Source organism: Nesterenkonia muleiensis, from assembly GCF_003600155.1.
Lineage (GTDB): Bacteria > Actinomycetota > Actinomycetes > Actinomycetales > Micrococcaceae > Nesterenkonia > Nesterenkonia muleiensis.
In genome coordinates, this window is the sequence record NZ_QWLD01000056.1 from 102,887 (window position 1) to 121,925 (window position 19,039).

General features: G+C 62.3%; 18 protein-coding genes and 1 pseudogene. 8 read left to right on the forward strand and 11 right to left on the reverse strand.

All coding sequences use genetic code 11. From position 1 onward, the window contains the following. The first annotated feature begins 15 nt into the window (after positions 1-15). Entirely contained in the window at positions 16-1,437 is a 1,422-nt protein-coding gene (locus DVO78_RS16670; protein WP_120006832.1) for an MFS transporter, read from the forward strand. A gap of 129 nt (positions 1,438-1,566) precedes the next feature. Here the strand turns inward: DVO78_RS16670 and DVO78_RS16675 are convergent, their stop codons facing one another. The 4 genes and pseudogenes from DVO78_RS16675 to DVO78_RS16690 all read right to left on the reverse strand — a co-directional run bounded on the left by DVO78_RS16675 (position 1,567) and on the right by DVO78_RS16690 (position 4,927). Then, positions 1,567-1,947: a type II toxin-antitoxin system VapC family toxin gene (locus DVO78_RS16675; protein WP_238385376.1), complete on the reverse strand. Its 381-nt coding sequence runs from the start codon at positions 1,945-1,947 to the stop codon at positions 1,567-1,569. 5 nt (positions 1,948-1,952) lie between these two features. Further along, positions 1,953-2,327: a FitA-like ribbon-helix-helix domain-containing protein gene (locus DVO78_RS18505; RefSeq protein ID WP_420799103.1), complete on the reverse strand. Its 375-nt coding sequence runs from the start codon at positions 2,325-2,327 to the stop codon at positions 1,953-1,955. Between the two features lie 259 nt (positions 2,328-2,586). Continuing rightward, positions 2,587-4,279, reverse strand: a pseudogene (locus tag DVO78_RS16685) (ABC1 kinase family protein). An 81-nt stretch (positions 4,280-4,360) separates the two neighbouring features. Next, positions 4,361-4,927 (reverse strand): PadR family transcriptional regulator, encoded by a 567-nt coding sequence (locus DVO78_RS16690; protein WP_120006623.1) that lies wholly within the window; start codon positions 4,925-4,927, stop codon positions 4,361-4,363. 147 nt (positions 4,928-5,074) lie between these two features. Here DVO78_RS16690 and DVO78_RS16695 point away from each other — a divergent pair, with 147 nt between their 5' ends. Further along, positions 5,075-5,977 (forward strand): CPBP family glutamic-type intramembrane protease, encoded by a 903-nt coding sequence (locus DVO78_RS16695; protein ID WP_120006625.1) that lies wholly within the window; start codon positions 5,075-5,077, stop codon positions 5,975-5,977. A 113-nt stretch (positions 5,978-6,090) separates the two neighbouring features. Here DVO78_RS16695 and DVO78_RS16700 read toward each other — a convergent pair whose 3' ends face one another. Continuing rightward, the gene (locus tag DVO78_RS16700; RefSeq protein ID WP_120006627.1) at positions 6,091-6,501 is read right to left on the reverse strand and encodes a RidA family protein; all 411 of its coding nucleotides are present in this window, start codon (positions 6,499-6,501) and stop codon (positions 6,091-6,093) included. Positions 6,502-6,579: 78 nt separating this feature from the next. Here DVO78_RS16700 and DVO78_RS16705 point away from each other — a divergent pair, with 78 nt between their 5' ends. Further along, positions 6,580-6,981, forward strand: coding sequence for a winged helix-turn-helix transcriptional regulator (locus DVO78_RS16705; RefSeq protein WP_120006629.1), 402 nt, complete (start codon positions 6,580-6,582; stop codon positions 6,979-6,981). 71 nt (positions 6,982-7,052) lie between these two features. On the opposite strand, the gene DVO78_RS16710 is transcribed toward DVO78_RS16705, so the two are convergent. Beyond that, positions 7,053-7,577: a CGNR zinc finger domain-containing protein gene (locus tag DVO78_RS16710; RefSeq protein WP_238385377.1), complete on the reverse strand. Its 525-nt coding sequence runs from the start codon at positions 7,575-7,577 to the stop codon at positions 7,053-7,055. Positions 7,578-7,636: 59 nt separating this feature from the next. Here DVO78_RS16710 and DVO78_RS16715 point away from each other — a divergent pair, with 59 nt between their 5' ends. After that, positions 7,637-8,497 (forward strand): alpha/beta fold hydrolase, encoded by an 861-nt coding sequence (locus DVO78_RS16715; protein ID WP_120006631.1) that lies wholly within the window; start codon positions 7,637-7,639, stop codon positions 8,495-8,497. Between the two features lie 104 nt (positions 8,498-8,601). On the opposite strand, the gene DVO78_RS16720 is transcribed toward DVO78_RS16715, so the two are convergent. Both DVO78_RS16720 and DVO78_RS16725 read right to left on the reverse strand, forming a co-directional pair. Next, positions 8,602-9,387 carry a creatininase family protein gene (locus DVO78_RS16720; protein WP_120006633.1) on the reverse strand — a complete coding sequence of 262 codons (786 nt, stop codon included), beginning with the start codon at positions 9,385-9,387 and terminating at the stop codon, positions 8,602-8,604. Beyond that, positions 9,362-10,048, reverse strand: coding sequence for a FadR/GntR family transcriptional regulator (locus DVO78_RS16725; RefSeq protein WP_238385378.1), 687 nt, complete (start codon positions 10,046-10,048; stop codon positions 9,362-9,364). Before DVO78_RS16725 ends, DVO78_RS16720 begins: the two co-directional genes overlap by 26 nt. Before the next feature lie 272 nt (positions 10,049-10,320). Here DVO78_RS16725 and DVO78_RS16730 point away from each other — a divergent pair, with 272 nt between their 5' ends. From DVO78_RS16730 to DVO78_RS16745, 4 genes are all read left to right on the forward strand, one after another. Beyond that, positions 10,321-11,298, forward strand: coding sequence for a Bug family tripartite tricarboxylate transporter substrate binding protein (locus DVO78_RS16730; protein WP_120006637.1), 978 nt, complete (start codon positions 10,321-10,323; stop codon positions 11,296-11,298). Positions 11,299-11,381: 83 nt separating this feature from the next. Beyond that, entirely contained in the window at positions 11,382-11,840 is a 459-nt protein-coding gene (locus DVO78_RS16735; protein ID WP_157984106.1) for a tripartite tricarboxylate transporter TctB family protein, read from the forward strand. A gap of 12 nt (positions 11,841-11,852) precedes the next feature. Continuing rightward, positions 11,853-13,391 carry a tripartite tricarboxylate transporter permease gene (locus tag DVO78_RS16740; RefSeq protein ID WP_120006640.1) on the forward strand — a complete coding sequence of 513 codons (1,539 nt, stop codon included), beginning with the start codon at positions 11,853-11,855 and terminating at the stop codon, positions 13,389-13,391. A 92-nt stretch (positions 13,392-13,483) separates the two neighbouring features. Then, positions 13,484-14,473, forward strand: coding sequence for a CE1 family esterase (locus DVO78_RS16745; protein WP_120006642.1), 990 nt, complete (start codon positions 13,484-13,486; stop codon positions 14,471-14,473). Between the two features lie 160 nt (positions 14,474-14,633). Here the strand turns inward: DVO78_RS16745 and DVO78_RS16750 are convergent, their stop codons facing one another. The 3 genes from DVO78_RS16750 to DVO78_RS16760 all read right to left on the reverse strand — a co-directional run bounded on the left by DVO78_RS16750 (position 14,634) and on the right by DVO78_RS16760 (position 18,675). Further along, positions 14,634-15,812 (reverse strand): PD-(D/E)XK nuclease family protein, encoded by a 1,179-nt coding sequence (locus tag DVO78_RS16750; RefSeq protein ID WP_120006644.1) that lies wholly within the window; start codon positions 15,810-15,812, stop codon positions 14,634-14,636. Between the two features lie 239 nt (positions 15,813-16,051). Further along, the gene (locus DVO78_RS16755; protein ID WP_120006646.1) at positions 16,052-16,996 is read right to left on the reverse strand and encodes a zinc-binding dehydrogenase; all 945 of its coding nucleotides are present in this window, start codon (positions 16,994-16,996) and stop codon (positions 16,052-16,054) included. A gap of 251 nt (positions 16,997-17,247) precedes the next feature. Beyond that, the gene (locus DVO78_RS16760) at positions 17,248-18,675 is read right to left on the reverse strand and encodes a YfcC family protein (protein ID WP_202912234.1); all 1,428 of its coding nucleotides are present in this window, start codon (positions 18,673-18,675) and stop codon (positions 17,248-17,250) included. Positions 18,676-19,039: the final 364 nt, after the last annotated feature.

Genomic DNA, 19,039 nt, shown 5'->3' on the forward strand with positions numbered 1-19,039 from the left:
CCGACGGAGGAACCGATGACTCAGAGGCACATCCTCAACCGGAATATGTGGGGCATCCTGACGCTGCTCGGCACCGTGATGCTGGTCGGTGGAACCGACATGACCAAAGTTGTCGTGGCCCTTCCGGTACTGGCCGAGGAGCTGTCCCTGGACGCAGCTGAGTCCTTGTGGGTCGCCGATGTCTATCCACTGGCGGCCGGGGTGGTGCTGGTCTGCAGCGCAGCAGCAGCAGACCGGTTCGGTCGTAAGCGCATCTACCTGCTGGGTCTGGTCATCGCCGTCCTCAGCGCTGCGGCGGCAGGGCTGGCTCCGACCGGTGAACTGGTCATCGCCGCGCGTGCCGGCCAGGGCGTCGGTGCAGCACTGCTGATTGCAGGAACAGTAGCTATGATCCGGGTGACCTTTCCCGGGACACGACTGCGTGCCCTCGCTTACGGGGTCTGGGTCATCGGGTTCAGCGCCGGTTCGGCTCTGGGACCGCTCATCGGCGGCGTGCTCGTCGAACTGGCCCACTGGCGGTGGGTCTTCGGGGTCAATGTCCCGGTGCTGCTGCTCTGCTTCATCGCAGCAGCGGTCCTGCTGCAGGAGTCGAGGAATCCGGATCCTCCTCGTCTGGATGGACTCAGCGCAGCGCTCTCTGGCATTGCCGTCGGTGCGGCGATCGCGGGGCTGAAAGCAATGGTCCACCCCGGCCTGCCCCAGTGGATCAGCCCAGCAGCGCTCGCGGTCGGAGCCATTGCTGTGGTGCTGTTCGTTCTCCGGCAGAGACGACTGCCGCGGCCGTTCCTCGACGTGGGTCTGCTGACCAACACGCTGATCGCCAGCTCAGCGGCAGTGATTGCAGTCACCACTGGGGCGTTCACCGGCACCCTATACCTGCTCACCCAGCGGTACCAGGTCATCGATGGGCTCACCGTCGTCCAAGCCGGTACGGCGCTGCTCCCTCTGGCAGCCTCCAGCGCCATCGGTGGACTCATCGGCCCGCTGCTCCACCGGCGACTCACCCAGCAGCACCTCCTCACCGGCAGTCTGGCCCTGGCATCCTTCGGGTTTCTGCTTCTGGCCACTGCCGAACAGGCGGGAGAGCTCATCGGCATGATAGCCCTAGGTGTGGGTTCCGGGGTCATCATGGCTATCGGCGCCAACGCCATCATGAGCAGCGCCCCAGAACACCGCACTGCTGATGCCGGCGCCATTCAGGAAAGCGCCTTTGCTCTCGGCGCCGGTATCGGCATCGCCGGTCTGGGAGCCCTTGCCCTTCACTCCGGCGCCGAAGCGGCGACTGTGTCAACGGCAGCCACTGTCATCTCCGGGCCTGGAACGGACGCTGCCCTGATCATCGGGGCGTTGCTCTATGTGTTCTTCGCCTTGGCTGCAGGTTTGATCATCCTCAGCACCAGCGCGACACAGCGCGCCCAGCCCCACCGCAGCACATAACGACGGCGGCCACCTGTGACTTCGCCGCCGTGGGGCCTCTCCGAGCTGGAACGCCTCTGTTGGAGGCGCCTTCAACAGCTCCCGCGGCAAAGCTTGGGCTGAGTAGTCCGCTCACTCGATGGACAACGGCTACCGGACCTCTATCTGTGCGTTGTGTCCGCTTGATCGGGCCAGTCGACCATCGCGCGTGACCAGAGGGCAACCTATCGCCTCGGCTAGGGCGACGTAGGCCGCGTCGTAGGCTGAGAGGTTGTTTCGCAGCTGGAAAGCCCGCCGTCGCAGCGCATCTGCTGATGGCCAGCGTTGCAGGGGCAGATCGTTGAAGTCTGTGAGGAGATCCTCTGCCCGGCTTGCGCTGAGATAACCGCCCAGGGTGAGCCCTCGCAATGCGGAGACGACTTCGAAATCGATCAGGTGTGGGGCGTGCAGCTCCTCCCTTGCCAGATGGGCACGCAGCTCGTCGGTGCCGTTCACCGCAGTGAGCGCGTCGACCGCCGCGGCACTGGCCACAACAATCACGTTGAGGGGGGCTGGCGTAGATGCTCGTCACGCTGTGACCGTGCCTCGTCAAGTACGTCGAGAGCAGACACTGTCGCTCGTTCGCTGCGACGAGCTGCGCGGTCGAGCACCTCAGCAACTGTTGGCCGGGCGATTTCGCGATTGAGCAGATTCAACAGGTAGGTGTTCAAGGACTCACCGCGAGCGGCGGCCCTCGCCTTGAGTGTCCGACGTGCCTCGTCCGGTACGTTTCTGACCTGCAACAGCGAATTCATGGACCTATAATACATTAAAATCAATGCATAGTGTATGCAAAAGGGCCTCAGGGCTATACACGCGAATGATGCGGCAGTGACAGGCGGGCAGGTCCGCTCTCGCTTGAGCGTCCCCATTCTCCGGGTACAGGTGTTACGCCGAGCTGATGATTGTGAGAATGCTATCTCGCAGGACGGTGTCGTCGGGATCAGCCAGCGGCACAGAAGCCCGCCCCTTCTGGACGGGGACAGTAGGTCCAGAGTTTAAGAAGACGCTCGGTGTGGGGTCCGGGCGGCTAAGCGTGATGCGCCATTCCCATTGCCCCACCAGACGGGCACGCACCGCATCGATGTGTCTGCTGGGCAGAGCATCATTGACCTGGGCCTGCAGTGACCTCTAGGCACACCGTCTCAGACGTCCTGCCAGTATGGCGTGCAGTAGTGGCGGCAGCGAGAGCACCATCAGTACCGCGCCAAAGATCATCTGCTGCGGTCGAAGCAGTACCCCCAGCAATCAACAGACCCGCGAAAAGGGTAACCGAGACAAGCCGTCGGCCCATGCGTTCGAGGTGGACCACGCGTCGCTCCAGCCCTGGGGTCTGAACCGCCATCCGTCCGTCTTCGATCCGCGCCGCTAGCTCATCGAGCCGTCCAGGAAGGCGCATCGCCACATTTGCCGCTGACGCAAGCTGTTGCGAGAGCTCCTGGATCACTGGGCCACGCTCTTGGCTGATGAGCCGTTCGGCATAGGGCTCCACTGCGTCCCAGATGTTGAACGTGGGATCCAATGCGCTGCACAATCCTGAGGTCAGCGACAGCGCCCGGACCATCAGCAGGAAGTCCTCTGGCAGCTGGAACGGCAACGACCGTACCAGCTCACCGAGCTCCTTCGCGAACTCGCGGAACTCCCTGGGGCCGACCTCTTTGAGTTCGGCGAACCTCATCCCGCCGAAGCGCGCGAACAGTTCGGTCATAGCACGTTCCAGCTCGGCGGTGTCAGCAGATGGCAGCAGCACCCCGACGTCGCTGATGCCCTTCACTAGGTTCTTGCCATTACGAGTCGCCGCGGCGATGAACACGCGCCGCAACCCTTGACTGAGGCCGGCCGGCACCTCTCCCATCATCCCGAAGTCAATGAGAGTCAAGGTCCATGAACGGTCGTTCGCGGTCCCAGCGATGTTGCCATCACCGGCGTGAGCAGGAGTGACGAAGATATTGCCCGGATGCGGGTCAGCGTGGAAAAAGCCTCCGACGAAGAACTGGTCGAACATGACCTCGGCAAAGTGCGTGGCGACCGCCCCGGGGTCGATGCCGGCTGCCCGCAACGCGTCGACGTCGTTGATCTTGATGGCTGTGACATCTTCGAGGGTCAAGACCCGTGGCGTCGTCCGCTCCCACACCACGCCAGGCACAGACACGCCAATGTTCTCTGTGAGGTCTGCAGAGAATCGTCCGGCGCCCACGGCCTCGTGCACATAATCGATCTCCTGGAGGCTTGTCACGGCGAATTCCTCCACCAGCGCCGGCGCGTCCACGCGCTCCCGAACAAGCCGAACACGGGTCAGCCATCTGCCCACACGGCGCAGCGCCGCCAAATCTACTTCCACGATCTGGTCGATCCCCGGCCGCTGGATCTTTACGATGGCGCGGCTGAAACCCATCATGTCGGCGTCGATGTCTGCGAGTCTGGCCCGGTGGGCCTGCCCGAGGGAGGCTGCCGCCACCGGGCTCTGGTCCACGAACGCGAACGCATCCTCAAGCGGCACACCGAGTTCGCTCTCGGCGAGTGCCCGAATATCGGCGAAAGGCACCGGTTGAACCTCGTCCTGCAAGCTCTCGAGCTCTTTGGTGATCTCCGGCGGCAGCACATCCAGGCGCGAGGACAGGAACTGGCCGACTTTGATCATGAGACCACCCAGCTCGATGGCCAGCGTGTGAAAGCGCTGCCCCATGCGCCGCATGCGGCGCGCACGACCGCGCGCGGCAAGCCGGGCCAACCCCATACGGGGCAGGAAGAGTTCGAACCACCATGTCTGGATGAGATGGAAAGCTGCAAAACGTAAGATTTTGCGGTAACGGTCGCGCAGCATGGGGCTGGCGTGGGTCAGCGAGTCTCCTGGAGTGGGGCAATCTCAGGTTGCGCTGCAGGTCCAGGCGATCCCGGCACCCGATCAGTCCTGAGCCAGGATGGAGTAGAGCTTACGCCGTGCCTGATCAATGACGCCGACGGCTTCTTGGATCTGTTCGGGGCTGCCCGACTGTCCGACCTGTGCGATGGCCTGGGCGAGTTCAACGCCTGCTTTCGCCAACGCTCGTGTGCGGGCATGGTTCTTGTCTGCAGGGCCCCACCGATAGGAACTCTCCGCAGAGGCGTCCGCCTCTTCCCGCCCTTCATCGGTCAACGAGTAGGTTTTGCGTCCGTTCTCCGCTTCGGCGCGGATGAGACCCTCATCGGCGAGCAGCTGCAGTGTGGGGTACACCGAGCCCGGGCTGGGTTTCCACGCACCGCCGCTGCGCTGTTCAATCTCGTTGATGATCTGATAACCGTGCCGGGGCTTCTCCGCCAATAAGAACAGTATCGCGGCTCTCACGTCACCGCGCCCGGCACGGGTTCCCGTCTTGTGCTCGAACGCGCCACGTAGTTGATCGACGGCGTCCCAGAGTCCGCTCCCGGGCCATCTTTGGCCAGGACCGTCCCTGCTTTCACCGAATGGGTTTGCTGTATGTGAACCGCTCATGGCTACCTCCGTGAGACCGGCCCACCGTGAGCTCGGCGATACTTAACGATATATCGTTAACCGAAAAAGAAGTGCAAGAGGAATGAGCGTCTCACGGTGACTTTTGGCACTGGTCGGTCCTGACCTCCGACGACTAGTCTCATCGGAATGGAGAACCGCACTGAATTGGGCCGAGATGCATCCCCTGTCTGGGCTCTCTCACGTGCCCTGACCGCCGCTGCGATCATGGGCGTGAGCCTGATGCTGGCCGCTTCGCTTGGCCAGCTGGCAGGATCCGGGGCCGGGGCAGAGCAGCCGATGGGTGAGCGACTGCTGGTTGCCGCGCCGGTGGCGATCACGGTGACCGCAGCGATCGTGCTGCTGCGCCGTCGTTGGGACCGCGGGCCGCTGACCGGCATCGGACTGACCGGGCTGCGCTCCGACTTGCCCGGGTTTCTGCTCGGGCTGGGCGTGGTCCTTGGCGTCGGAGCAGGTGTCCTCGCCGTGCTCAGTCTTACCGGGTTTGCACGGTGGGACGGGGTCGACGCCGGTGGGCTGCTGACGTTTCTGCTCACCAACGCCGTGGTCGCACTGCTCTGGGAGGCGATCCCCGAGGAGGTCTCGATCCGGGGTTATGCGCTCACCGCCCTGCGGGCGGCATTCGGGCGCACGCTGGCCACAGTGCTGACCCTGGTCATTTTCATGATGGTGCCTCTGATCGCCATGGCTACCGGGGCGCTGTTCGACCTGGTGGTGCATGCCGGTGAGGTCCAGCTCTGGCTCTCTCCGCCGGGCGGCGATTCTCCGCTGGTGTACTACTCAACGCTGGCCGTATTCGGTCTGCTGCTGATCTACGCGCGCGACGCCACCACTGCGGCGACTGTCTGGACCTGTATCGGTGCGCATCTGGCGTGGCTGACGGTCAACCGAATCGTGCTCGGCTCCACCGAGGCGGCGCAGGTGGACTTGGGGCAGGGCGGAACGTTCATCTTTCTCGGCGCCTACACCACCCTCGCGATCGTGGGCTTCAGCCTGCTGGCACAGCGCGCCAAGCCCAACAGCAGCGGATAAGCGACAGTGACATGTGGGTGAGATTCTGATGCGTTCGACGGTATCCGGCCACCATGGTGGGTTGTCGTCGCATTTGTCAAAGGCGCATCGGCAGTGTGAGCCGCCGTGTCGCCTCAGTCCAGAATGGCTTCTGCTTCGACTTCGACCAGCACGTCGGGTTCGAAGAGGTAGTCCACGCCGATGACTGAGACTGGCGGCAGGGGCCGGGGGATTCCCAGCTCTTCGGTGACACTGTCGATGCCTGCCATGAACTCGGCGTACTTCTCCGGGGCCCAGTCGGTGACGTAGAACCGCAGGCGCACCACATCGGAGAAGCTTGCCCCGGCCCCTGCCAGGCCTCGTCCGGTATTGCGCAGCGAGTGGGCGAGCTGGCCGGCGAGATCACCGGGGGAGAGGCGGTTGCCCTGCTCGTCGCGGGCGATCTGTCCCGCCACGTGTACATGCCGGGTGCCGGTGGAGACGGAGACGTGGTGGTAGGGAACCGGCTGGAACATACCTTCGGGGGTGGAAAGCTGGACGGTCATTGATATTTCTTTCTCTGGGTGAGCAGGTATCTCATGTCTACCTAGTCAACGAAGAGCACTTCAATGAGACTAGGTGTCATGGACGAAACCACCCTGCCCGAGGTCAGCTACTCTCAGATCGCACCAGAGCACCGGGAACTGCTGGACCAGGTGCTCGACAAATGGTCCTTACTGGTGCTGGACAAGCTGTGTGAAAGCCCGCGGCGGTTCAACGAGCTGCGGCGAGTCATCCCGGCCGTGTCGCAGAAGTCCCTGACCGCCACACTGCGCCGTCTGGAACGCAACGGCATGGTCGACCGACTGGTCATCAGTACCCGTCCGGTGGCCGTCGAATACCGCATCAGCCAACTGGGCTCCACACTGCAAGAGCTCATCGACGCACTCTTCGGCTGGGCCACGGTTCATATGCCACAGGTCAACCGGGCCAGAGAGGCGTTCGACGACGTACACGACGCTTCTAGCGCTGTGGGGCGATCGTGAGGTCGCTGACCCCCACAACCCTCCCGCCGCTCCTTACTGCTTGTTCAGTCCTCAGCGGAGGGCTAGGCCTGTCAGGTTCGCCGAGCGTGGGCGCGTGCCTTCATCCTGTTCCCGCAGGTGGCCATGGAACACCACTTCGCCGTTCCCGGCCGGCTGTGATCGATGAGGAAGAGGTTGCATTCAGTGTTGGCGCAGGCCCGTAGGCGTCCGGGGAACTGCTCTGCGACTCGCGACCACGCCAGCACCGTCCGTGCAGAGAGTCTTTCGTCGGCCGGGGCGTCCAGCTGCCATTGGAGTCCGTTGCCTGTGACCTCAGGCACCAAAGCAGCCTTGTCGATTGCCGCGGTGAGCTGCTCAACCGCGTCGCTCTCCTCGCGGATCATACCCTGTAGGGCATCGCGGGTTCGCCTCAGGTGCAGGAGTTCGGCCTCCGTGCCTTCGCCTCCGAAGCGCTGGAGAATCTCGTTTCCTGTTGAACCGTCGAGCTGATCGGTGGGCTTGCCTCTGATCACGGGCGCGCTGTTCAGCACCGCCATGAGCAGATCCTCGTCTTCGATCATCATCACCCCCGGTGCCGCTGTCCTCTCCTGTTTCATCGCCTGTGCAACCATGCTATCGTTCAACTAACCATCAAATCAATGTTTAGAGGTTAGTTATGCCAATCGTTTATCACCGCACTGTGCCCATCAACGGGCTTGACGTGTTCTACCGAGAAGCAGGACCCCAGGATGCACCCGTGGTCCTGCTGCTTCACGGCTATCCCACCAGCTCCCATATGTTTCGGCACCTCATCCCGGCACTTGCTGACCATTACCGTGTGATTGCTCCTGACCACATCGGCTTCGGCCGCTCGTCAGCACCCTCCGCTGATGACTTCGCCTACACTTTCGATGCTCTCGCCGAGGTCACAACCGCGTTCCTGGAGGCTGTTGGGGTCACCAGATACACCGTCTATGTGCAGGACTACGGAGCCCCGATCGCTTGGCGGCTGGCCCTGGCGAATCCGGAGTCCATCACAGGTGTGATCTCACAGAACGGCAACGCCTATGAAGAGGGGTTCGTCCCAGAGTTCTGGGAGCCGATCTGGGCCTATGGTGCCGAGCCATCACCTGCCAACGAGGAGGCCCTCCGCCCCGCGCTGGAGCGCGAAGCTATCCAGTGGCAGTACACCCACGGGGTTCCCGATGTATCCGCCGTCGCCCCTGATGCGTGGGAGCATGACATTTCCTTGATGGCTCGTCCCGGAGTTGACCGTGCCCAGCTGGCGCTGTTCGCTGACTACGCCAGCAACCGTGCGTTGTATCCCGAAGTCCACGACTGGTTGCGAACCTCTGAAGTTCCTGTGCTGGCCGTATGGGGGAAGAACGATGAGATCTTCGACGCCGCCGGCGCCACAGCGTTCCGCCGCGACAGCCCGAACGCCCGCATCGAGCTGCTCGACGGTGGTCATTTCCTCCTGGAAACTCACCTGGACGACGTCGTGCAGATCATCCGGGACTGGCGCGCCGCTCTCTAGGCGCATCTGCCTGGCCGCGCACCGGTGATATGCCAGACCTGCGCGTGGTGATGGGCAGCTGAGGCGGGCCCAAGAAGCCCCTACCTCCGCCAGCTCCGCATCCGCTAGAGCCTCAGGAGAGATTCGGCGTAGTCGGTGAGTCTGGCGACAATCTCATCCAGGATTTCTTGGCCCTGTTCGGCAGTCACGCTGGTGGGGTCGCCGAGAACCCCGTTGGAGGCATACTGTTCAAACCGGACCGAGATGGAGGGCGGTTTCCTCCTGCTGAGGCGGGCTTTAGGATTCATGTCCTTCAGTGTGCGCACTCCAGAGGACAATGAGTCGCGGTCCACTGCCGAGGGGTCGATCGCCAGCACCTGTGCGGTCTCGGACTCCCCTGAGTGACCTGAGATCTCAGCTCTGGGCAGCTGGCTGGTGGTGGTTGTGGCCAGAGCGCTCACCGGTGTCCAGGCGAAGTGCAGATCGGGGTGTGTGGCCAAAAGATCCTGTTCCACAACGCCCAGTGAGGCACCATTGCCTCCATGGCCGGACACCACGAGGATGCGGTCCCAGCCGGAGTCGGCGAGCGTTCGGACAATGGAGGAGACCACATCGATGAACAGCCTGGCAGGAAGGCTCACCGTTCCGGAAAAGCTGGCATGGTGCGGGGACACGCCGTACGGCAGGGAGGGGAGCACATGGGCCCGGCCTGCTAACCGTTGGGCCACAGCCTCTGCCACGTAGTCAGCTCGAAGCGTATCGGTGGACAGCGGCAGCCCATCGCCGTGCTGCTCCAGCGCGCCCACCGGCAGAATCAGCAGTGTCTTCTTTCTCTGCTCTGTCTCCGGACTGGTCAGCCGGCCGAACTGGATGATCTGGGTGCGGTCAGATACTGGTGTGGGGGGTTTCATCGTCCTCCTCTGCGCTGAGGGCTGTGTTCTTGAGGTTGATCAAGTGCTTCTTGGTGCGGTGTTCCGCCTCGACCGGATCGCCTCTGCGCACGGCGTCGACGATCTCACAGTGCTCCCGGTGGTCCTGAACTCGGTCATAGCGGACACGGGAGGTCTGCTGGGCGCGCCGGTAGAGGGAGAGGAGTGCCTCCAGCAGCTCACGCAGCGCTCGGTTTCCGCTGGCAGTGGCCAATTCGATGTGGAAGTGGCCGACCTTGACCTCGGTGTGGTGCTCCAAGGCGTGGTCTGTGGCCAGTGTGAGGCGCCGCAGTGCCTCCTCATCGCGTGCTTGAGCGGCCAGTGCGGCGATTCCAGGTTCGATGGCGATGCGCGCATCGTAGAGTTCACGGATGGAGTCGCTGCCCACCGGGGCGTAGTACGGATTGTCCATGATGCGTCTGTTGATGGAGCCCCCCACGTAGGTGCCGGACCCATGGCGCAGTTCAACGAGATCGGTGGCCTCAAGCCGGCGCAGTGCCTCCCGCACACTGGGCACGGTGACGCCGAAGCGGGTGGCGAGCTCACGTGCTGAGGGCAGCGCCTCGCCCGCGATGAGCCCGTTGGTGCGAATAGTGCTCAAAATTTCGTGGCTGAGGCTTTCGACGAGCCGCTCAGTCTTCAAGGCAACCTCCTTCAGCTGGTCCTTACTCATTAGATCACTTATGGATGATTGAGCAAAATCACGAGGTTTTCTCGCAGGAGAACGGCAACTTTGCTTCCTAAGTGATTATATCTGTAATAGACTTGACTTGCGATCTAGGTCACAGTCTCCTACATTAGCTTTCATCAGGTTATCGACAATTGAACCCTTATCCCCAGTATTTTCAGGGAATCTCAGGGAAAGTCAGCACGGGGTCCTGGAGGGGTCTCGCCGACAAGACAAGGATTGATCTAATGACTAAAACACTCCGTTTCGGATGTTCTGCCCTGTCGCTGGCCGCACTCGGTCTGGTGGCTTGCGGCGGCGAAGACGGCGATTATCCCGATCAGGACATCACGTTCGTGGTGCCCTTCGGCACCGGCGGGGCAAACGATCAGATTGCCAGAGCTTTTGCCCAGGAGCTGGAGGCCGAGCTCGATGTCAATGTCAACGTGGAGAATCGCGAGGGCGGCGGGGCGACTATCGGCACCTCGCATGTGGTGAACTCCGAACCGGACGGCTACACCATCGGCTTGGCCGCGGCTGCGGCGCTGGCACAGCAGCCGCTGACCAACGACGACCTGCCGTACAGTTCTCCCGAGGACTATCACGTCGTGGGCAAGATCGCCGAGATGCCCGGGGTGGTGGCGGTGCCCAGCGACTCAGAGTTCGACGACCTCGACGCGTTCATCACCCACGCTCAGGATAACCCCGGCGAGCTTCAGGCGTCCCAAGCTGGTAACGGGACCACCCAGGACCTGCTGATCCGCGAACTCGCGCGCTTGGCCGACACCGAGATTCAGTCGATCCCTCTGGCCGGCGGCGGGCAGGAAGCGACTCTGGCGGCAGTGTCTGGGCGAGTGGATGCGACCTTCGGCTTCGCACCGGCTATCACCAGTTTTGTGGAATCAGAGGACCTGCGGGTGATCGGTGTGGTGGCCGATGAGCAGTATGAGGCGTTCCCGGACGCCCAGCTCTCGGCGGACATCGGGTACGACACACCGCTGCGTGCTGTCTACTACATCATCCTGCCCAATGACGCGCCCGAGGAAGTGCGTGAGCAGCTGGAGAGCGCCACCGCGAGCATTGTGGACAGCGAGGCGATGGCGGAGTTCTCCAACGAGTCGGGCTTCGTCATGGAACACAAAGACCACGCCGCCGCCGTTGACGAGATCCTCGAATACACCGAACTCTACGAGGAGTTCAACGCCAACTTCGACATCGACGAATAATATCCACACCGGACTGGGGTCTGCATGAAACTCTCTGTGGGGCGCCTGTGACGACCGCCCATGAAACCAAAGAAGCCCGTGAGGTGTCTGAAGGACGAGTGCGGCTCGCCGTGGGGGCTGCGGGGCTCGGCGTCTTCGGATACTACACATGGGATGCCAGCACCATGCCCCTGGGGCAGATGGCCATGCCGGGTCCGGGACTGTTCCCCCTCATCGTCGGTGTAGCCGGTCTGATCTCCGCACTGATCGTGATTCTTGACGCGGTACCCCGGCTCCGCCAAGGCTCGACACTCTCCGTGCCAGGAGGACGAACGGCCAGGCAGGTCATCGGCATCATGGTGCTGCTGACTGCCTATGTGCTGATCATCGGATCTGTCGGGGCGTACTTGGCCTCCATCCTCTTCTGCACGCTGAGCATCAAAATCCTGAGCGGCCATCCGTGGTGGAGATGTGCTGCCTATGGCACGGTCATGGCCCTCATCTGCGTGTTCATCTTCGACTCGCTGCTCAACGTGTCGCTGCCTCATGTCGATCTTTGGTGAGAGGGGAAGTCAATGAACTCGCTTGAAGGGTTCCTCTACGGTCTGGAGATCGCCATCGCCCCCGAACTGCTGGTGGCGGCGTTCCTGGGGGCGTTCGCGGGGACGCTTGTCGGTGTCCTGCCAGGAATCGGGCCGGTGGCCGGTGCAGCGGTCGTCCTGCCGATCACCTTCATGTACGACCCATTGGTCGGCATGGTGCTGATCTCAGCGATCTACCTGGGCTCACAGTTCGGCGGTTCCATCACCTCAGTATTGGTGAACATTCCCGGTGATGCGCAGTCGATCGTGGCGACCTTCGACGGGTATCCATTGGCGCAGAAGGGTCGAGCCGGAGCCGCCATCGGCATCATGGTCTGCGGCTCCTTCATCGCTGGGGTGCTGGGGATTCTGGTGGTTCTTCTGACCATACCGATCGTCACTCCCATCGCCCTCAGCTTCGGGCCCGCTGAGTTCTTCGCTCTGACTGCCGGCGGGCTGATCGTGCTCTCGCGCGTCTCAGGGGGAAGCATCGCCTCCGGCCTGTTTCCCATGGCCATCGGCGTCGCGCTGGCGACTGTCGGCACTGATGCCATCCACAGCTACAACCGTTACACCTTCGGCATGATTGATTTAGCCATCGGCATCTCCTTGGCCATGCTGGCGGTGGGCCTCTACGGCATCTCCGAGATTCTCTACATGATTGAGGACAAAGAGGGTGCGACGAGAATCCGCAGCAGAATCAGGATCCGCGACCTGAGGCCCAACGGTGTTGAGGTGAAGTCAGCGGCAATGCCGTGGGTGCGAGGGTCACTGGTGGGCTACGGGTTCGGAATCCTGCCAGGCCCCTCGGCCACGCTTGCCACCTTCGGCTCCTACCGCATCGAACAGGCGGTGGCCAAGGACACCAGCGAGTTCGGCAAGGGAAAGGTCGCCGGACTGGCCGGACCGGAAGCGGCGAACAGCGGCGCGACTGTCGGGAGCATGGTCCCAGCCCTTCTGCTGGGGCTGCCCTTCTCCGCGACCTTGGCAATGATGCTGGCTGCCATGCAGGTCCATGGAATCGCCCCGGGCCCGCTGCTGATCGACAGGAACCCGGAGCTCTTCTGGTCAGTCATCGCGGCACTTTTCGTCTGCAACATCATGCTGGTGATCATCAACGTTCCACTGGTGGGAGTCTGGATTCGCGTTGTTCGCACTCCGGTTTACCTGCTCGCACCAGCGATCCTGCTCCTGGGGGCCATCGGCGTCTACAGCGTCAACACCAATCTCATCGATCTGCGCCTGATGGTCCTGGTCGGCGTGATCGGCTACATCCTGCGCAAGGCCAACTTCAGCATCGCCTCCATGCTCATCGGCCTGGTCCTGGGGTCCTTGGTGGAGCAGTACTTCCTCGAAGGTATGGCCATGGGCGCCGGGGATCCCAGGTACTTCCTGTCCACGCCCCTTGCAGCTGTGCTGTGGAGCGTGGTGATTCTCACGATTTCGGCTCCCCTGCTGTCCCAAGCGGTGGCCCGTCTTCGCCGGGGACGCAGTGAGCAGTCATCAGCGCACCATCCTGAGCACAGGGCGTAGGGCGCTGGTGCTCGCTTCCAGTGTTGGAGGGGGAACGCAGCTACTGCATGAAACAGGAAACAGGACCCAAAGAATAGAACGGGAGAACCAGCATGTTCACGACATTCACCAACACCGCGGTCCAGGGCGTCCTGGCGCTCGCCGCCTCGGCAGGACTCGTTGCTCCAGCGTTGACCTTTCCGGCCGAAGGCTCGGATTCAGGCGTAGTGCAGGCACCTGCTGGCGGTGCGGCCCTCAAGCACGGGAGCGAGTCATGTCCGGAGCCGATTCCCCAGACACCAGGCAGCAGCGCGAAGCACACGATGATCAGCGGTGGGCTGGAGCGCGAATACATCCTCACCATCCCGGCGGAGTACCAGACGCAGTCTGACTGGCCGTTGATCATCGCATTCCACGGGCGGGGCAGCACCGGTGTGGAGGTCGAGGGATACTCCCGTCTCTCAGACCTGCCGGCTGTGGTCGCCTATCCCTTCGGAGAGATTCCCGACGACGACGATCCACGCAGAGCGTGGCAGGGGGCTCCGTACTCAGACCCGGAAGTCGACGATGTCGCATTCGCCGTCGACCTCATCGAGACGTTGAATGATCAGCTCTGCATCGATGATGAGCAGGTCTACGCCACCGGGAAATCCAATGGTGGCGGCTTGGCGCTGGCCCTGGCCTGCCGGATCCCGGACCGGATTGCTGCGGCGGCCGCAGCAGCACCCGCCCTCTACCCCGAGACCCGGGAAGGCTGTCTGCGAAAGCCGACTGCGCCGACCATGATCATCCATGGCACTGACGATGCCACCATCCCCTATGCCGGAGACCCCGCGCGTGATCTTCCCGCCATTGAGGAGTGGGGTGAGGAGCTGGCGGCGGCAAGCAGATGCAGGACGAAGCCGAGTACCACCCGCATCGGCGAGGACGTCGAGTACATGACCTGGTCCCAATGCCGGCACGGCGGCGAGGTCACGGTGGTCTCGGTGGAGGGCGGCGGGCATGTCTGGCCGGGGGCCGCCGCCTACTCCGGAGGCGGGCACACTACGCATACCATCAGCGGAAACGACGTCGTATGGGAGTTTTTCACCGCACAGAGATAGAGCATTGTCAGCTGCCATGGCACCACCGGTCCACAGCTGTGGGCTCGGATGCGCTGACTCTGCTGGCATCGATCCGGGAGTTCTGGATCCCTGTTGATCTGTTGGTTGGTGGTATTGCGTGCGCAGTCCAGTGCACCTGGTTCAGTGTCCCCGTCCGGCGTTACTCTTGATTGATGATCGTGAGAATGCTCTCGCGCAAGCGGAAATCGTCGGGATCCAAGCCGGTGAGGACTTCGTCGAGTCCGACCTCGGTCTGGATGATCCGGTCAATGCCTTGACCGTTGGTCACGTGTCTGGTGACGAAAATCTTGGTGTAGTCGGGGTCAACCAGCGGCACAGATGCCCGCCCATTCTGTACAAGGACAGTAGGGCCGAAATCTAATGAGACGCTCGGTGCGGAGTCCGTGCGCCGCAGAGTGATGTGCCACTCCCATTGACCCATCAGTCTCGCGCGCACCGCATCGATGTGTCCGCTGGGCAGCGCATCGTTGACCTGGCCGATGAGTGTCCCTTCGCTATAGCGCTTGAGCGCTCGCTTGACTTCGCTGAGCGTCCTGCGCCCCTCCTCAAACTGCCGCTTCGCGTGCTGGGCCAGCAGGTCGGCAAACTCTAGTGCCGCCCGCTCCTGCGGGCGATGGCCGTAGCGTGCCGATTCACCGGTCTCGCACATGGTCTTGATGAACACGATCCGGTCCTCATTGCTCACAACTCTGTGCCCCTCTGTAAAGTGCTGGATACATTCCTGGATGAAGAAGTGCTGGGGCGGGTGCCCCTCCTGCCAGGCCGTGTCAGCGCCGACGTGCGCGCTCAGCCTCTCGAGCAACTCGGCATAGGTCAGGACGACGGCGTGTTCCCAACCTTCGGTCTGCAGGTGGCTTTCGTGCCGGGCGCAGAGCAGCACCACCACACTCTGCTTTCCGCCCTCTGCGCCATAGGCAAGATAGCGGTGATAGTCGTGACCATGTCCGTCCGATGCCTCGTAATTCTCCACCACAATGCTTGCAGAGGCGTTGGAAAGCACAATGTCAGCGATATCGCTGCTGAGGCCATCTCGTCCTGCCGTATCCACCTCCTGGGTGACCCGGTAGCCGGAGTCCGGCAGGTGGGTGGAATCGGGCAGGGCCTGATTCACCTGCTCGACGAACAGTCTCTGGAACGCATCACCGAGTTCGTGAGTTTCGTCCACACTCAGCAGCCAGGCGAACACATTGGAAAGCTGCTTCTCATGGGTGCCGTGGTGCATCACCCGGAAGACGTTGAAGGGTTCAGCCAAGCTCTTGGACAATGAGGGCACCAGGGCGGTGGTCATCTGATCGAGCGAGTGCGCAGGGGCGGTCATGCCTCGAGCCTATCGGTGAGATTCCACGGACAAACCTCCGCATCCGGCCAGGGCCGACCGTCTTGTGACTTTCAGCGGTGGAACACTCGGTCTCGTTGCTCACCACGGCCACCGGGCCGTGGGGGCTGACTATGAGGGTGACATCGTCGCCTGTTCACAGGGGTGGTGCAGGAATGAGCGACGTGGCGGGAGCGAGAGGAGCAGCTGAGATCGCCTGGGCCGCCAGAGGACGGTGGATCCTAGTAGACCGCGACAAGTCGGCCGGTGACCTCACCATTCTTCAGCTTCTCCAGGCCCTCAGGGATCTCATCGAAACTGATGGTCGTTGTACCGGGGGCAAGCTGGCCCGTCGCCATGTAGTCATATACCCCGGCCACATGCTCTTTAGTGCCCCCCACCGAGCCCTTGAGGTTGCACTGATTTAGGATCAGGGACTTGGTGTTGATCGTCGCCTCAAGCTTGCCCATGCCCGCAAGCACCACCGTCCCGTCGTAGCGAATCAGGTCAACGGCTTCAGCTGTTGTTGTTCCGAAACCTGCGAAGTCCACGATCACGTCGAACGATACGTCGCTGAAGTCTTTCAGGGAGGGGCTGACACCCTTGGCGCCCAACTCCCTGGCTGCGGGCCACGCCTTCTCATTGAGCTCGGCAACATAGACCTCGGCTCCGGCCAGGACGGCCACCCGGGCACCGATCTGGCCCAGACCGCCCAATCCGATAATCCCCACGGTGTCGCCCTCCTTGACGCCGCCCTGAGCGATCACAGCTGAATACGAGGTCATGCCGGCGTCAGTTGCTGCGGCTCCGAGCACAAAGTCCACTTCATCAGGAATGGGGACCAGTGCCTCTGCGCCCACCACCAACTCAGGCGCAAATCCGCCGTCGAAGGCGAACCCAGGAGCCCCGGCTGGCGTGGTTGGGCATACACCGACTCGGTCACCCACCTCGAACCCGGTCACACCCTCACCAAGCTCGGCGACCACCCCGGCGTTCTCATGGCCCATGGTCATTGGTAGCCTCTGGACCAGCGGAAGCCAGCCCTCGTCCTCGAGCACGCCGACATCAGTGTGGCACAGCCCTGCCGCCTTGACGTCCAAGACGACCTCGCCAGGACCAGGGCTCGGCCTGTCCACTTCGCTGAGCATCAAGGGTTGGTGAGTATTGACGAATTGCCATGCCTTCATCGTGAGATTCCCATCTACTACCAAGAACGGTTCGGGGTCACCTTCATGCGTGCCGGTGCGGCGGCGCGCGGGGCATGCTCATCATCGGCAGGCAGTTACAGTCTATAGTCGGAAGCCCTTCGCCTGCAGGGTTCACGGTGATGACCTACGCATGTGAACGCGTGAGGGCTTCGCGTATGGAGGATAAGATCATTCGGTGCTGCCCAACGAGCCGGCACCTGTGGGTTCTCGGGCAACCGGTCAACGGCTCGCTAATTCCAGCCGGTCACCTGGGCGAAAACCAGGAACATGATGGCCACCATCACCCAGAGTCCGAACAGCGGCAGGTAGAACCTCAGCCACTTCTCCCACCGGACGCCGCCGATGGCCAAGGCTGCCATGAAGTATCCGGAGGTCGGGTAGAGGATATTGGTGAGACCATCCCCGAGTTGGAACGCCAGCACGGCGGTCTGCCGGCTGACCTCTACCAGGTCGGCCAGTGGGGCCATGATCGGCATCGTCACCACCGCTTGCCCGGACCCGGAGGGCACCACGAAGTTAAAACCAGTCTGTACGGCGAACATACCAACTGCGGCGAGTTCACTGGGCATCCCGCTGACGGCATTTCCCAGTGAGTAGACGATGGTGTCCAAGATCTGGCCGTCTTCAAGGACCACTGCGACAGAACGGGCCACCCCCACGATGATGGCCCCTTCCAGCACGCTGCGCATGCCCTCTGAGAAGGAAATGGAGATCGTCGAGGGGCTCAGTCCGCTGATCAATCCAATGATCAGCATCAGCAGAACGAACATTCCGGCCATCTCGATCATGAACCAGCCCTGGGTCGAGACGCCCCAAATGGTGACGCCGAGGACCGGCACCGAGAGCAGGAGAGAGACCCTCTGGCGCCCGGTCATCCGCTTCGCTTCTCCTTCGGCGCCGGAGGCGTAGAGTCGCTGCTTCTCCAGTTCCTCTTCTTCCCCGTACACCAGGCTCTTCGAGGGGTCTTTCTCCACCCGACGGGCGTACCGGATGACCCAGTACGAGCCAAGAGTGATCAACATCAGGAAGAGAATCCCGCGCAACCCCGCACCGGAGAAGGTTTCGATGCCGGCGATCTGCTGGGCCAAGCCGGTGTTGATGGGGTTGAGCACTCCAGCGGTGAAGCCCGCTGTGGTGCCGACGAGCGCGATGGCCACCGCCACCATGGAGTCGTATCCCAGGGCGATGATGACCGGGATGAGCACCGGGATGTAGACCAGTGCCAGTTCCTGGGTGCCGATGAGGGAGGCCAGGGCGGCGAAGAGAGTGATCAACACTGGAATCAGCAGCAGTCGGCGATTGGCGAAGACTCGCAGCAGCCGGTCCAGCGCGTTCTCGATGATGCCGGTACGCCGGATGACCATGAAGACGCCACCGATGATGAAGGTGAAAAACACCACTTCTCCGGCATCGACAAGACCGCGGGGGATGGCGGTGATGAATTCGAGAAACGACGTCGGCGTGGGATCCACCGGGCCGTAGGAATCCGGATCGATGACCTCTCGGCCGTCTGGACCTTCCACCCGTTCGAACTCGTTGGCCGGGATGATGTAGGTCGCCAGGGCGGCCAGCGCGGAGAGGACGAAGAGAATGACGTAGATGTGCGGCATCCGGAAGCCGCGCTTGACAGAGGTTCCCTGCGTCTCAGATGCAGCCATACTGAAGACAGTAGTGAGAGGGTATTTCATTCGTGTCACACCGGGGTGAATTCACGTTTGACGGCCGTGCGGAAGTGCATGCGCCGTTTTGCCCGGTTTGGCTGCATAACACATCGGTCGGTTGCCCCACTGCCGAACCGATCGGTTCACATAGTGTGAGCGCTTATCACCTCGGTCTGCCCGGTGAACACGTGACTGAGACAAGATGGTCCCATGACAAGTTCGTGAGATGAGGACATGTTCGATGAGATCAGACAATATGGCGCCCCTATCGGTCTGAGCATCGTCCGGAATAAGCACGACGCCGCTAAAGTTGAGTACAAGTGACTCAAGTTTTTAGAATCGATGGGAAGGGGGCCGCGAG